Source organism: Rivularia sp. PCC 7116 (assembly GCF_000316665.1).
In the GTDB taxonomy this organism is placed as follows: Bacteria; Cyanobacteriota; Cyanobacteriia; order Cyanobacteriales; family Nostocaceae; genus Rivularia.
The window spans coordinates 7,214,590-7,229,619 of sequence record NC_019678.1; the positions used below are offsets into that span (position 1 = coordinate 7,214,590).

Annotated in this window: 11 protein-coding genes; 8 read left to right on the top strand and 3 right to left on the bottom strand. The window is 37.2% G+C overall.

What is annotated here, in order from left to right:
• Positions 1-8: 8 nt before the first annotated feature.
• On the top strand, positions 9-404 hold the full coding sequence (locus RIV7116_RS27715) for a RidA family protein (protein WP_015121643.1): 396 nt from the start codon (positions 9-11) through the stop codon (positions 402-404).
• A 10-nt stretch (positions 405-414) separates the two neighbouring features.
• On the opposite strand, the gene RIV7116_RS27720 is transcribed toward RIV7116_RS27715, so the two are convergent.
• Positions 415-1,305 carry an SDR family oxidoreductase gene (locus tag RIV7116_RS27720; RefSeq protein ID WP_015121644.1) on the bottom strand — a complete coding sequence of 297 codons (891 nt, stop codon included), beginning with the start codon at positions 1,303-1,305 and terminating at the stop codon, positions 415-417.
• Between the two features lie 435 nt (positions 1,306-1,740).
• Between RIV7116_RS27720 and RIV7116_RS27725 the strand changes: the two genes are divergently transcribed.
• Complete coding sequence (locus RIV7116_RS27725) at positions 1,741-3,855, top strand: sensor histidine kinase (RefSeq protein WP_015121645.1); 2,115 nt, start codon at positions 1,741-1,743, stop codon at positions 3,853-3,855.
• On the opposite strand, the gene RIV7116_RS27730 is transcribed toward RIV7116_RS27725, so the two are convergent.
• On the bottom strand, positions 3,852-6,122 hold the full coding sequence (locus tag RIV7116_RS27730; RefSeq protein ID WP_015121646.1) for a CHASE2 domain-containing serine/threonine-protein kinase: 2,271 nt from the start codon (positions 6,120-6,122) through the stop codon (positions 3,852-3,854). The two genes, RIV7116_RS27725 and RIV7116_RS27730, sit on opposite strands and share 4 nt — an antisense overlap.
• A 199-nt stretch (positions 6,123-6,321) precedes the next feature.
• Here RIV7116_RS27730 and RIV7116_RS27735 point away from each other — a divergent pair, with 199 nt between their 5' ends.
• The 5 genes from RIV7116_RS27735 to RIV7116_RS27755 all read left to right on the top strand — a co-directional run bounded on the left by RIV7116_RS27735 (position 6,322) and on the right by RIV7116_RS27755 (position 13,742).
• Positions 6,322-7,236 carry a DMT family transporter gene (locus RIV7116_RS27735; protein ID WP_015121647.1) on the top strand — a complete coding sequence of 305 codons (915 nt, stop codon included), beginning with the start codon at positions 6,322-6,324 and terminating at the stop codon, positions 7,234-7,236.
• 333 nt (positions 7,237-7,569) lie between these two features.
• On the top strand, positions 7,570-9,255 hold the full coding sequence (locus tag RIV7116_RS27740; protein WP_015121648.1) for an alpha/beta hydrolase: 1,686 nt from the start codon (positions 7,570-7,572) through the stop codon (positions 9,253-9,255).
• A gap of 294 nt (positions 9,256-9,549) precedes the next feature.
• A complete protein-coding gene (gene truB, locus RIV7116_RS27745; RefSeq protein ID WP_015121649.1) occupies positions 9,550-10,428 on the top strand; it encodes a tRNA pseudouridine(55) synthase TruB in 879 nt (292 codons plus the stop codon).
• Positions 10,429-10,756: 328 nt separating this feature from the next.
• The gene (locus RIV7116_RS27750; RefSeq protein WP_015121650.1) at positions 10,757-12,508 is read left to right on the top strand and encodes a metallophosphoesterase family protein; all 1,752 of its coding nucleotides are present in this window, start codon (positions 10,757-10,759) and stop codon (positions 12,506-12,508) included.
• Between the two features lie 124 nt (positions 12,509-12,632).
• Positions 12,633-13,742 (top strand): S-layer family protein, encoded by a 1,110-nt coding sequence (locus RIV7116_RS27755; RefSeq protein WP_157229339.1) that lies wholly within the window; start codon positions 12,633-12,635, stop codon positions 13,740-13,742.
• Between the two features lie 87 nt (positions 13,743-13,829).
• Here the strand turns inward: RIV7116_RS27755 and dapF are convergent, their stop codons facing one another.
• Positions 13,830-14,669 (bottom strand): diaminopimelate epimerase, encoded by an 840-nt coding sequence (gene dapF / locus RIV7116_RS27760; RefSeq protein WP_015121652.1) that lies wholly within the window; start codon positions 14,667-14,669, stop codon positions 13,830-13,832.
• 129 nt (positions 14,670-14,798) lie between these two features.
• Between dapF and RIV7116_RS27765 the strand changes: the two genes are divergently transcribed.
• Complete coding sequence (locus RIV7116_RS27765) at positions 14,799-15,014, top strand: hypothetical protein (RefSeq protein ID WP_044292444.1); 216 nt, start codon at positions 14,799-14,801, stop codon at positions 15,012-15,014.
• Positions 15,015-15,030: the final 16 nt, after the last annotated feature.

Sequence of the window (15,030 nt, forward strand, 5' to 3'; positions counted from 1 at the left end):
AAAGTCCTATGAACAGGGAAAATATCATCTCCTCTCAATTATTTGAAGCTCGCGGACCGTTTTCACATGCTGTAAAAGTAAGTGGATTTAGTAACTTGATTTTCACTTCTACGGTTGCAGCTATTGATAAAAATTGGCAGGTTATTGGTGAAGGAGACATCCGCAAACAAACAGAAGCAACTATTGTTAATCTGAAGAAAGCTTTACAAGAAGCAGGAGCGACTATCAAAGATGTAGTGAAAGTGAACTGGTATCTTACCGATATCAGCCATTTTCAAACAGTGCTAGAGGTAAGAGAGCAAATGTTTGAAGGCAACAAACCAGCAAGTGCTACAATTCCTATCGGTCCCCTTGTGATTCCCGAACTTTTACTCGAAGCTGATGCGATCGCCATCATAAATTAGGATTTTTAACTTATGAAATCGTCTGGGGATGAATCAACTTGTAACCTGCGGCTTTAATCTTCTCGTTGCTGATACGAGCATTGAGGGAGCGATAGCTGGGTTTGGTATCATCCCAAATAATCTTTTCCAAATTTCCGAGTTGGCAAATTTCATCGGATAATTCGCGGATAGTCATATCAAAGTCATTCACAAGGTTATAGATACCGCCTAACCTTCTTTGACTAAGATAATCCATAGCCGCAATAACATCGTCGAGGTGAATCCAACTGGTAAAAGTTTCGCCGCTTCCATCAATATTTTTACCAGCAAGTCTCCCAAAACGCTTTATCAATGCTCTTTGAGCGCCATAAATTCCACCCAAACGCAAGATAGTAACTTGCACATCTTCACTGGCTGAATTTAATAAAAGCTGCTCCGCCTCACATAGCACCTGATTATATTCGCTCTCTGTATCAACCGGAGAAGCTTCATCTACCCACTCACCATTTTTATTTCCATATACCGAAACACTACTGAGGTAAATTAGCTGTTTAACGCTTTTGTTTTCCTGCAATGCTGCTACCAGATTTTTCGCTGTGGGAATATAAGTTTCCCGATATACCTCAGCATCAACTTGTTTATTGCTAATCGGAGCAATGCTCAAAACTACAGTGTCTCGATCTTGCAACAGCGATTTTACAGCTTGAGAATCTTGCCCTTTCATAACTACCACTTTGGTGGCAATGTTCTCTAATTCTGCAACCCGCTCTTGTCTAGTTGTGGTTACTGTTACCGAGTAACCTTGTTTATACCAGTAGCTTGAAGCAGCAGTTCCGACATAACCGCAACCAAGAATGGCAATTTTTTCTAAATTGCTGTTATTTTGCTGCTGAATTTCAGTTTCAGTTGATTTTATATCCATCAAATCATTTGCCTAATAAATAAAGAATTATAAACAATATTGAGTCAGCTAGTTAAATATGTGACTTGAAGAATTTATTCTAGCTAAGAGCAGTAATTATTTCCAAAATATTACTTAGGTATTGAAGATTTTTATATGACTACTTGTAAAGTCTGTTAATTGCCTTGGAAATGCATCGTTTTAAATTTAATTGCAAACTAATCAGCACTTACGCACGGACTACGTGTTTACGTCATTATGAGCTAAGCGAAGTATTCAGCGTTCACCGTAGGTGCGGCTCAGATGTGGATCATCGCAAAGCTCTATTTTCCGTTACGAATGCGTAAGTCTTACTAATGATAAAACATCCCTGATTCTAACAATTCTATGCCTAATGTAGGGAAATATAAGTTTAGGGGATAAAAATTGAGTGCTTGATTGATTGAGCTTTATTTCATGAATAATAATAAAATTTTGAGATGGTGGTTTAATTTATCGATTCAGGGAAAACAATTAATTGGATTATTTGCATCAGAAGTAATTTCTGTATTCGGACTTGTGGGTGTTGGTGCTTTTTTGATTGTTATCGGAGGACGCAGTGTTTTAGTTAATCAAGCAAAATCAGAACTTGCCGTTACCGAGATTAATTATAATATTAAAATTGACCAGATGGGCTTTGGTTTTCGCGGACAATCGGATAATGCAGCAATCATCGCAGCGGCGAAAGCACATAAGAACTCTCAATTTTTAAACTCGGATTTACAAAAACGAGTCAAAAAAATTCTTGAAAATGAGATCGAAGCCAGAAACATTGAATATGCAACTTTGGTAGGTAAAGACTTACGAATTATTACCAATGCCAACAACAATCGGAATGGAGAAATTTTTAATCCGAATAATTTAGTAAGTGAAGCATTCAAAACAGCCGAGCAGATAAAAAGCAGTGAAATTGTTAGTTGGAAAGAATTAAATAAAGAATCTCCTCCGCTTCTATCAGGATTAGAAAAGCAGGAAGCGCTGATTCGCTATACAATCACCCCTGTATCAGATCCTAAAACCAAGGAAATATTAGGAGCATTGATATCTGGTGATATTGTTAATTATAAATTACCAATTGTCAATAAAACTTTAGCAGCGATAAATGGTGGTTATAGTGCAGTTTATTCGCGTTCTAATTCTGATATATTTAAACTTGCGACATCAGCATTAAATGTTAAAAACAAGTCTGGAGATGAACTACAGCCGACAAACAAAAATAAATATTTAGAACGTGTCGCTTTACCAAAAAATACTATATTGAGTAACGCAGTTAAAGCACGGGGTAAAGCTGTTACTCAGCGAATTAAAATCAAAGAAAAAAATTATACTATAGCAGCAAAATCTATTAAAAACTTTAAAGGTGAACCTGTCGCAATTCTAGTTCAAGGAACTCCAGAAACAGCATTAAATATTCTGCTACAGGAAAATTTGATGTTGCAGTTTGTCATTGCAGCTTTAGCTTTATTAATAGATATAGGTTTAGCAATTTTATTAGGAAGAACAATTGCAAATCCGATTAAAAAGCTGCAAATAACAACTCACTCCTTTACTGAAGGAAACCTGGAAGTACGGGTTGATATATCTTCCAAAGATGAAATTGGGGAATTAGCCAGCAGTTTTAATTCAATGGCACAACAACTGGCTTTACGGGAAAAGACTAATAAAGAGCAAATGCAGCAACTCGAAGCTGCTTTAGCAAAGATAAAACAGAATCAAACTCATTTAATTCAAACAGAAAAAATGTCAGCATTGGGACAAATGGTTGCTGGGGTTGCTCATGAAATCAATAATCCTGTCAGTTTTGTTTATGGAAATATAAATTATGCCAAAGAATATATTCAAGACTTGCTAGGATTATTGCAACTGTATCAGCAAGAGTATCCAAATCCAACATCTTCTATAAAAACAGAAATAGAAGCAATCGACCTCGAATTTTTGCAGGAAGATTTACCAAAAATGTTAGATTCTATGGAAATAGGAGCAGAACGCATCATTCAAATAGTCAATTCATTACGTAACTTTTCACGACTTGACGAAGCTGAAATTAAAGCTGTTGATATTCATGAAGGAATAGACAGCACGCTAGTTATTTTAGCTAATAAATTAAAAAATATAAAACACAAATCAGCTATTCAAATAATTAAAGAATATCAGGAATTACCTTTAGTGGAATGCTATGCCAACCAGCTAAATCAGGTGTTTATGAATATTCTTAGTAACGCTATTGATGCACTCGAAGATAGTGCGAAAGACAACTTACAAATTTTCATCCGTACTCAAATACAAGAAAATAACGTCATCATCGGCATCAGCGATAATGGTTCGGGAATTGATCGAGAAGCAATTGAAAATATCTTCAATCCCTTCTTTACCACCAAAGCTGTGGGTAAAGGAACCGGATTGGGTTTGTCAATCAGCCATCAAATTATTACAGAAAAGCATAAAGGTAAAATTAGTTGCACCTCAACATTAGGAGAAGGAACGGAGTTTTTGCTTACTATTCCGATTGAACAGCGAATAACTAACTCCTAGCCGCTAACTGATTTAATATCTTCCAAGGCTTCCAGAGCAGATTTGTACCTTTCCGAAGCATGATAGCGCACCATTTTATCTAAAATTGCTGCAAGTTTCTCGCTGACTTGTGCCCATTCACGCCATTCAACATTACCGTCATCGGGGTTTGGTTGCAATTCGTGGGGAAGCAAACCGGTTAATGACTGGATGGCAATCATGCCTAAAGCATAAATATCGCTGCTCAAGCGGGGGTGTCCTGCAAATTGTTCTGGTGGTGTGTAGCCACGCGTACCGATGGCTACGGTGGCTAATTCTGTTTGTTCTTTTGATTGCGGTTGCATTAATTTTACCGCACCAAAATCAATTAGTACCAAGCGATTATCTTGATTACATCTAATAATATTTGCCGGTTTAATGTCGCGATGAATTACCTGTCGTTGATGAATAAATGCTAGCACTTCTAATAGCTCTTTGAGCATATTAATAACTTCGGATTCACTTTTTATGTCTTTATGGGGCGGCAATTCATCAGTTAAAGGTTGTCCGGGAATGAATTGCTGGACTAAATAAAATTCTCTTTCTTGTTCAAAAAATGCATATAATTCTGGTATTTGATTATGCTGTCCTAAAAGTTCAAGAATTTCTGCTTCCGAATCAAATAGTCTTCTGGCAACTTGTAAAAATCTGGTATCTCTTCTAGCTGGCATTAATTGTTTTACTACACAAGTTGGCGAACCTGGACGTTGAATATCTTTGGCTAAATAAGTGCAGCCAAAACCACCTTGTGCGAGAACTCTGGTTACTTTATAACGATTGCTAAGTAAGGTAGACGAAGAAGTAGAAACAGCAGCAACAGAAGCTAAAGGCTGTATGCGAGGTGTATCTTGAATACCTGTAGTTTCGTTTAAAAGTGTATTTAATTGTTCTATAGCTTCCTTCTGTTTTTCAACTTGTAGAAGAATAACTTTTGTCTGTAATTGTGTTTGATAACTCGTGTAACCCAATACACCAATAGCAGTATAAAATAAAGCAAGCCCTGGAGGTACAATGGGTATCCAACCAGCTTGTAAAATCAGTAAATAACAAATTACCACTAAGCCAGCAACAGTAATACCAGACACTATTAACAAAAATACAGGTCTTCGTGCTTTCCAGGCTAAAGCACCACCAACTAGAGACCAACCCCATATCCAAGCAGCTTCCAACCATTCAGGAAAATACCAAATTAAAGGTCTATTATCTAATACTGCACTAATAAGTTGACTGGTTATTTGGGCGTGAATAAATACTGAAGAAATCATCCTCGAACCTTCTTCAGAATCACTATAGGGAGTAAGGAATTTATTCGGAATATTACGGGCAACAATTCCAACAATTACCAAACGGTCTCTTATTAAATCCGGATTAAATTTATCTGTTAAAACTTCCGTAACAGTTACATTTTGAGCAAAATTTCGTAGCGGTTTGCGATAATTAATTAAAATTTGAGAACCACCACTATCTTGATCCGATTTGACATAACTACCAGATTTACTATTTAAACTAGGAAAAGATACGTCACCCAAGTGAAAAATCTTATTTGGAAAATCAATCTCTATATTTTGTTTTCTTAAATATTTTATCGCTAACAAATTAGCAAAAGAGAAATTAGTATTGCATTTACTATCTGGATAGGGTTCTTGAATTAACAAAGCTCGACGAACTACATTACCCCTATCCGAAACAAAATCTCTAAAACCAGTATTACCTAGATTAAAATTGAGCGGTGGTGGTATTTCCGTTCCTGCTTGAATGTCATCTCTAAAAGCACAAACAGCAACAATATTATCTTTCTTTATACCTGCTGCTAAATTAGTTTGTTGGGGACGTTCAATATGTAAACCAATAACACGCGGTTCGTAAGACTGAATTTTTCTTAATAATTGATTAATCGTTTCGTCATCAACCAGATTATTGTACCTTTGTAAATCTTCCTCCGTAACCGTTACCAGCAAAATTCGTTTATCTACCGGTTCCGGAGGACGTAAAATCATCATTTGATCGTAAGCACGCAATTCCCAACGCTGCAGCCAACCTAATTCCCGTGCCCCCAAAACCAAAACAGTAGCCCCCAAACTGGTAACAAGAATTGTTCTCCACCAGTTTGTTGGAGTTGAATCCTGAATAGAGTTATCGTGGGTGTTATCTGCTACTTGAGGAGCTAGAGTGTCATCCCTCTGCGATAAGTTACTCGGCTGGTTTCTTAAGAATGCAATACGGAAATTATTTAAAAGTTTCCTAATCACGGTACGGTTAGAATAGCCTGAATTGGTAGATGTATTAAATATAGTTGACGATGGGCAATGAAGCTAAATATTCAGTTAAGAGTTATACAATTTTACAATAATTGGCAACAGAGAGAGGGGGTTAAGAGTGATACTCATCAAAAATCCCCATTACTCCATCACTCCATCACTCCATCACCATTCTCCTACTTTTAATCAGATGCATGAAACTTCCGGGCGCTGGCGTTACGGGCTAGCTTTGTCTTTATTGACAGTTCTTTTATGGGGTGTTTTACCGATTTCTTTGTCTATAACACTACAAGGCTTAGATGTTTTTACTTTGACTTGGTTTCGATTTCTAGTATCTTTTTGCTTGCTGGCAATTTATTTAAAGTCCCGTGGAAATTTGCCAACTTTCTCGCAATTTAGCTCTACTTCCCCAAAGCTTGTATTTATTGCAACTATCTTTCTGGCAATTAACTACATATTATTTGTCAAAGGTTTAGATATTACAACTCCTGCAAATGCTGAAGTTTTGATTCAGCTAGCTCCTTTATTAATGGGTTTTGGAGGATTATTCTTTTTTAAAGAACGCTATACCTTATTTCAGTGGATTGGCATAAGTATTCTTACTATTGGCTTTGTTTTGTTCTTTAACGAACAGTTTTCAAATTTGATTACCGCACAAACAACATATGTATATGGTAGTGGTTTAATTGTACTGGCTGCGATTGCTTGGTCAATTTATGCTTTAGCTCAAAAACAGCTTTTGCAAAGTTTATCTTCCCCTCATATAATGCTGGTGATTTATGGAGGATGTGCTGTAATATTCGCATTTTTTGCCAATCCGATAAAAATTTTTACACTTAGTTTCTTGCAAGGTGGAATGCTAATTTTTTGTGCTTTGAATACTTTAATTGCTTATGGTGCTTTCGCTGAAGCATTAGAACATTGGCAAGCATCACGAGTTAGTGCGGTGTTAGCTTTGGCTCCTCTTGTAACATTATTATCATCGTGGTTAGTATCAAAACTTTCACCAAATTTAATCGCTACCGAGCATTTTACAATGCTCGGAATCTTCGGAGCGATTTTAGTTGTATGTGGTTCTACGGCTATTGCATTGGGGAAAAACTAATAAGTTTCGATTTTGTCGCCGTATATCTACGTGTAATAAAAATTCAATTTATCGCTTTTTTAAAGTTTAACTTGATGTACTGAAGCAGATGTTTGTTTTATCTGTTATCATGTCATGGTGAACATCGAGAAACTAATTCAATCAATTTATTAGTAAGTAATTTAACTTACCTGTAAATACGGTTGAGATGTAAAACAGCATTCTACCTATCTACCTTCGCCCGTTAATTTAATACGTTATTAGTAAGGCAAATAATATTTAATACCTTCCAGGGTGTCCGAGCTACCAAACTTTCTGCCTATTTGAAGCACATTTTTTTGACACTATCTAGTGATGAACAGCTTGTTTGGTAAATGGACTGGCAACCTGAGAAAATCTTGGCTGTTGTTGGTTTTATCTGTATTGCTATCAGTTTTCGGCATCAGTAATTATGCTTGGACTGCGGAGCGAATTTATGCATCTTATTCAGCTTTTCAACGTTCTATTTCTATAAATGCTTTAGAAGAATTCGCCGAAAATGGTGAAATTGGTGAAGAATTAGCAGTTTATACGCGCTATTTAAAGCCGGAACAAATAGCAGATTTGAGGCAAGTTTTAACCAGTCAGATTAAAGTACATCCTGTAGCAGTCTCGCAGTTTCTTTACACTTCACAAGGTGAATTTATGCTGAGACGTTTAGGAGAAGTGATTCAAACTGAATCTGGCGAAACTAAACCGGGATTTCACGCTTTACGATCGGCTTTAATTTTAGCTGCCGCCGAGCCAGAGGGTTTGACGTTATTAAATATATTACGGAAATATCCTAACTCCAGTATTAATGTTGATTTAGCACGCACTTTGCAAATAGCGGCACAATTAGAAACCCTCGTAAACGAAACAAATAAGGCTGTCGCGGCTGTTTCTGCTAAGTCTGATACAGAAGCTACAATTCAATCAGGAGTAACCTTTGAGAATTTACCTAGATTGAATCGTAGAGGAAAGTTTATAGCTAAAAAGCAGACTTTAAAATTCTTCGATGTTATAAGAGGAAGACAGTTATCAACAGACATTTATCTTCCTAATATTCGTTCTTCAGTGCCGGTAATCGTAATTTCTCATGGTATTGGTACCGACAGCAGTAATTTTCGATATTTAGCCAATCATTTAGCAACAAATGGGTTTGCGGTTATTGTTCCCAATCATCCCGGCAGCGATACTAAACAAATAAATTCTTTGTTGAATGGTAGTGCTTCGGAGGTAGCACGACCAGATGAATTTATCAACCGTCCTTTGGATGTAAAGTTTGTTCTAAATGAATTAGAGGAACTAAGTAGTACCGATTCTCGTTTTAAGAAGCGTCTAGATTTAGAGCAAATAGGAGTATTCGGGCAATCTTTTGGTGGTTATACAGCCTTGGCTTTAGCTGGTGCAAAAATTAACTCAGAAAAAATAAAACAAGACTGCCGTCAGCAAGCTTTAAAACAAACATGGAATATGTCTTTGTTGTTGCAATGTCGAATACAGGAATTGCAAATTAGCAAACCAGTACAGCAATATAATCTATACGATAAACGAGTTAAAGCTGTAATCGCTGTAAACCCAATAACCAGCACTATCTTTGGAAAAACTGGTTTGAGTAAAATAAAAACTCCCGTGATGATGGTTTCTAGCAGTGAAGATACTGTTGCACCAGCTTTATACGAACAAATTTTACCTTTCGCCTGGATTGCGAATGCTCAGAAATATTTAGTGCAAATGGAGAGTGCAACTCACTTTTCCGCTATCGGTGATGGTAAAGATACTTCCGAGCAAGTAGGATTACCCTCAAAATTAGTAGGTGATAATCCAAAACAAGCACAAAGCTATATGAAACTTTTGAGCTTACCTTTCTTTCAAAATTATGTATCTGGTAATTCGCAATACCGCCCTTATCTTACCGCAGCTTACGCAGAAAGCATTTCTACAAGTTCTATGAGTTTAAGTTTGCTTCAGAATTTAACTACTACAGAAATAGCAAGAGCAGTGAATAGCGAGCAGTGAACAGTTAACAGTGAACAGTGTGTTAGTTAATTTGTTTCTAAGTACTCCTTTGCATTAAATATAATGGGAAGCTTGATTACTCGTTACAAGGCTCTGCCTTGTAATGCATCTTTAGAGGCTCTGCCTTCATGTAATGGGTTCCCAGTCTCTGGCTGGGAACCAGCAAAAATCAACCAATCAATCTTCTTATTCCAGCTTGAAATCAATATTACGGCGAGACAGTAAAATGCTACAGTGAATATTGACGCTGGTCGCTAGTTACTGATAACTGCTCACTGTTTACTGATAACTAATTTGCTTGGTTTCTTAAATCTCGATAAACCTTTTGATTGGACTTCTCATGATTGCGTGGCAAAGACACGCAGACTATTGGGTATAAAAAAAATAGGACATGCTGGAACATTAGATCCCGCAGCTACTGGTGTTTTACCTATCGCTATTGGTAAATCAACTCGATTGTTGCAGTATCTCCCTAGCAATAAAGCTTATAAGGCTACTATTCGGTTAGGGATGCAAACTACCACTGATGATTTGCAAGGCGATGTAATTCAACAAGATGCTATAAGCGAGTTGAATCTGGAAACTGTCGCAAGGGCGCTGAAGCAGTTTCAAGGTAAAATTGAGCAGATTCCTCCAAGCTATAGTGCGATTCAAGTTGATGGCAAGCGACTTTACGATTTAGCCCGTAAAGGTGAAAAAGTTGAAGCTCCCGTGCGGAGTGTGGAAATATTTAGTATTGATATTTTAGAATGGCGAGAAGGTAGCTTCCCCGAATTAGATGTGAATATAGCCTGCGGTGCGGGTACTTATATTAGAGCGATCGCCAGAGATTTAGGTGCAATATTAGAAACGGGAGGAACCTTAGCAGCCTTACAGCGTACTGTTAGCAGCGGTTTTAATTTAGCAGACAGTATTACTTTAACTGAGTTAGAAGCTAAGCTGAAAACCGATGACTTTCAACCAATGGCTGCTGATGCACCTTTAAAGCATCTTTCTGAGAGAACTTTAACTGGAAACGAGCCACGTAGATGGTGTCAGGGACAGAAAATTTCCCTGGATGAGCAAGTATCGGAGATAGTAAGAGTCTACAACGAGCAAAGGCTCTTTTTAGGTATTGGAGAATTAAAAGAGCAACTATTGATTCCACGAATGGTTTTGGAAGCCGCTTCTTGAAGTGTACCTATAAAAACATAGTCTACGTGTGTTCTGTAGATTTATCCTTAATCTAGAAGACTAGTACTTGAGCCCATAGGCTTTGAGGAGTTTGCAGTAAACATAAAAAATATTCTTCCCCACGCCATTTGCTACAACCGTCGTGTTCCTCGGCAACGCAATGGCTCCTCTCCCCCCTCCCTATATTTACCCGTAAAATTAATATAGTGGAGTATTAACAGCGATTCTTTCTATAAAAAATCCAAAAACAAATTAGTAGCATAAACTACGTTTATTAGAAACAATTATTAATTGATTGTTTCTAGAAAACTGTAGCTTTCAGAAATTAATGATGTTTATTAAGCGCTTCCGCAATCGTCCCGTATCATTAATAACTATATTTATATGTGTTTTATGTGTAACTTTAGTATATGGGTGTTTACCGAATTCAGAACCTGCTGCTAAAACTTCATCGCTGCTAACAGAGCCTTTTCTACAATTACCAAGAAAAAATTCAGTCCGAGTTGTTTGGTTTACTGAGTTTCCCGGAAATCAAAATACTGTTGCTTACGGTAAAAATCTTAACCAAACTGTTGCAGCTAAAACTATTAAATTAAGCCATACTCGGGAAGATCAAAAATCCAGAGTCGGGGAACAAACTGAAGACAAACAAGTTTACCAAAAACCAGTTCAGCGCGATATTTGGCGACATGAAGCTGAAGTTACTGACTTAGAGCCTGGTGAAGAAGTTGATTATCAAGTCATTAGTAAACTTAAAAATGGTGGTGAAGCCAAAAGTCAAGTTTATAATCTTTCACCCGCACCTCAAGCTGGTAAACCATTAAAAATTCTTCTTACTTCCGATCATCAGCTTAAACCAATGACGGCTGCAAATCTACAGAAAGCCAAAGAAACAGTCGATGATATTGATGCAGTGTTTATGGCTGGCGACTTAATCAATATACCAGACCGCGCCAGTGAATGGTTTGATGATAATCGCGGCGGTGCATTTTTTCCGGCTTTGCAAGGTAGAGCTAATTATGAGATAGATAAAAACGGGGTAAAAACAACTTATACTGGTGGTGAAATACTTCAAGAGGCTCCTATTTTTACCGCTCTTGGCAATCATGAAGTCATGGGAAGAAGAGGTAAAAGTAATAATTTGAACGGCGAATATGGTGATGCAATCCCCCGCGCAGTTGCGAAGAATTTGTATGATGAATCATCTATAAGAGCCAATTCTTTTAATACCGGCACCTACGAAGAAATTTTTAGTTTACCTGAGAGTAAGTCGGGAGGAGAAAAGTATTATGCAACAACTTTTGGTGATGTACGCTTAGTAGTACTTTATGCCACAAATATCTGGCGAGTTCCCAGTTTAGAACCAAATGCTAAAGGTAAATATCGGGAAAAAGAAGCAGATTTTGATAAACCGGAAGAATGGGGTTACGGACAGCATATTTTTGAACCAATTGATAAAGGTAGTGTTCAGTACAAGTGGTTGGTTGAAGAACTTAATAGCGCTGAATTTAAAGAAGCAAAATACAAAGTTGTTATGCTGCATCATCCAGTTCATTCCTTGGGTGATAATATTGTTCCGGCTTATACCAATCCCGTACAAACAATTGAAAAGGATGATAGCGGAAAAATTATAAACATACGCTACGAATATCCTTTAGAAGAAGATTATTTGATTCGAGATATTGTACCTTTATTAGAAGAGAATAACGTCCAACTAGTTTTTTACGGGCATTCTCATTTATGGAATCGTTTTCAAAATGAATCGGGAGTTCATTTTCTGGAATCATCTAATGTTGGTAATAGTTACGGTGCTTATTTAGGTGAAAAGAAACGTAACGTACCCAAAGGATATCAAGAGCAATATATTGAAGTTGGAGATCCAAATGGTTTAGAACCAATAATGCCATCAATTAAACCATTGATAGGGGAAGATGGTAAACCTTTACCCTATATTGCAAGTAAGGAAATTACCGCATTTAGTATTTTGGATACTGGGAAAGGAACGGTTAGCAGCTATTATTTTGATACGACTAAAGCAGACAGTAAAGTAGTCAAATTCGATGAATTTAAATTGGAATAATTAATAATGTACAGACGTAGCACAGTGCTACGTCTGCTGATATTGTCCGGTTATGAAACGATGGGGAAGTGTTACAGTTAATTCTCAATCTATTAGGCTCTCAGGCTTTAATCCTAATAGTTTTGTGCCTAGCATCTTAGGTGGTGCAAATGTCGGAATTGGAGATGCAGGTAATTTAACTATCAACACTCGAAGTTTACAAATAGAGGATGGTGCTAGGGTTGATTCTTCTACGGTAAACTCGGGTAACGCAGGAAGTTTAACTATCAATGCTCAAGATTTTATCGAAGTTAGCGGTACTGTACCAGGTTCGATTAATCCTAGTTTAATTATCTCTAGTGCAAATATTTTAGATGAGTCTTTACAACAGTTTTTAGGAGTACCAGCCATTCCTAGTGGAGATTCGGGAAACGTAACTATAAATACTCCCGTTTTAAAAGTTTCCGATGGTGGTGAAATAACGGTAAGAAATGATGGAACTGGTAAAGGTGGGATTTTAAATATTAATGCAAATTCTATACTTCTCAATAGCAAAGGAGAAATTACAGCTTCAACTCAATCTGGTGCAGGAGGTAACATTGATTTGCAACTAAAAGATGGTTTAATTTTAAGAAATCAAAGTTTTATTTCTGCTGAATCTGGCGGTACAGGTAATGGTGGAAATATTAATATTAATTCACCAGTAATTGCAGGCTTGGAAAATAGCGATATTATTGCCAATGCTGTTGAAGGTGATGGTGGAAATATCAATATTAATACGCAAGGTTTATTTGGCTTGCAATTTCAAGATAAGTTAACTATACAAAGCGATATTACAGCTAGTTCTGAATTTGGTGTTAACGGTACTGTAGAAATTAATAACCCAGCAATCGATCCTAGTTCGAGTTTGACGCAATTACCGTCTGATGTAGTTGATAGCAGTCAAAAAGTTGCTAGTGGATGCAGTGTTAATCAAAGTAATAGTTTTACGGTTGTCGGTAAAGGTGGTTTAGCCGTAAATCCTCAAGAAGCTGTTGCAGAAGTAAATGCTTGGAACGATTTGCGCGATTTGAATATTACTAATAGGAATCAACAAAGAAATATTCAAGTTGAAAATGATTCTCCGAAACTTATTATTGAAGCTACTGGTTGGGTTGTTAATAAAGAGGGAAATATTGAATTTATTGCTCAATCTGATAATAGGGATAGTTGGCAAAAGGTGAGTAATTGTAAGGGTGAAGTTGAGAAGATTTAAATTATTATTTGCTGATAATTTCGCATTTTAAGCTCATTTTTTGGAAGACGTAGCACTGCTACGTCTTTACATTTATGATAGTTTTATCTAAAATTTTCCAGTGAAGACTTTTTCAGCTGGTCCAGTCATATAAATTCTTTGGTCAATTTCCGACCATTCTATTAACAAAGGTCCTCCAGGGAGTTCTATAGTGGCTTTTCTATCGCATTTTCCAGTTAATACTCCAGCTACCAAAGAAGCACAGGCTCCAGTACCGCAGGCTAAGGTTATACCAGCACCGCGCTCCCATACTCGCATTTTTAGGTAATCTGAACTAACAACTTGAATAAATTCGGTGTTGATTCGTTCGGGGAAAACTGAGTGATTCTCAAACTGGGGACCAATTTTTTCTAACTCTATGGCTGCAACGTCTTCTACAAAAGTAATGCAGTGCGGATTGCCCATATTTACACAGGTGACATCCCAAGATTTACCCGCAACTTCCATAGTTTGGTTAACTACCTTCTCACTTTCACCAGCAAGAGTAGTGGGAATTTCACCCGCAGTCAATCTTGGAGTGCCCATATCCACTTTAACTTGACCGTCAGACATTAATTGAGGTGTAATCGTACCACCCAAAGTATGAATGCTGTACTTGTCGCTTGTTTTGGCATCTCCTTCCAATTCAGCTAGAAAAGCAGCCATGCAGCGAATGCCGTTACCGCACATTTCTGGTTCCGAACCATCCGAGTTAAAAATCCGCATAGTATAGTCAGTACCATTTTCTCCAGGTAAAGCAAAAATGACACCATCCGCACCGATACCAAAATGGCGATCGCACAACTTGATTGCATCCTGTGGAGTCACTGCCGGTTCAGGTTTTGAGCGATTATCAATCAAAATAAAATCGTTACCTAAACCCTGATACTTAGTAAAATCAATTGCCATTTGTCTATGAGATGAATTATTACAGATATTAGTTGTTGGTTGTTAGTTGTTAGTTGTTAGTTGTTAAAGCCACTAGTCACTATCCACTAACCACTATCAACTATCCACTATCTAACATTCATGTACAAAATGTTGACAGAATTCGATACCTCACTACCAAGCATCAAGCAAGTTCAAAAGTTAATTCAAGAAAACACCCAAATTGAATTAAAGCTCATAACCGGTGATGTAATTGCAGGAAAAGTATTATGGCAAGACTTACAGTGTTTCTGCATCATGTCAGAAGATAATCAAAAAACTACCGTTTGGAAGCAGGCGATCGCCTTCTTAAAGGTTGGGGAATAAATAATCGGCATTGGGC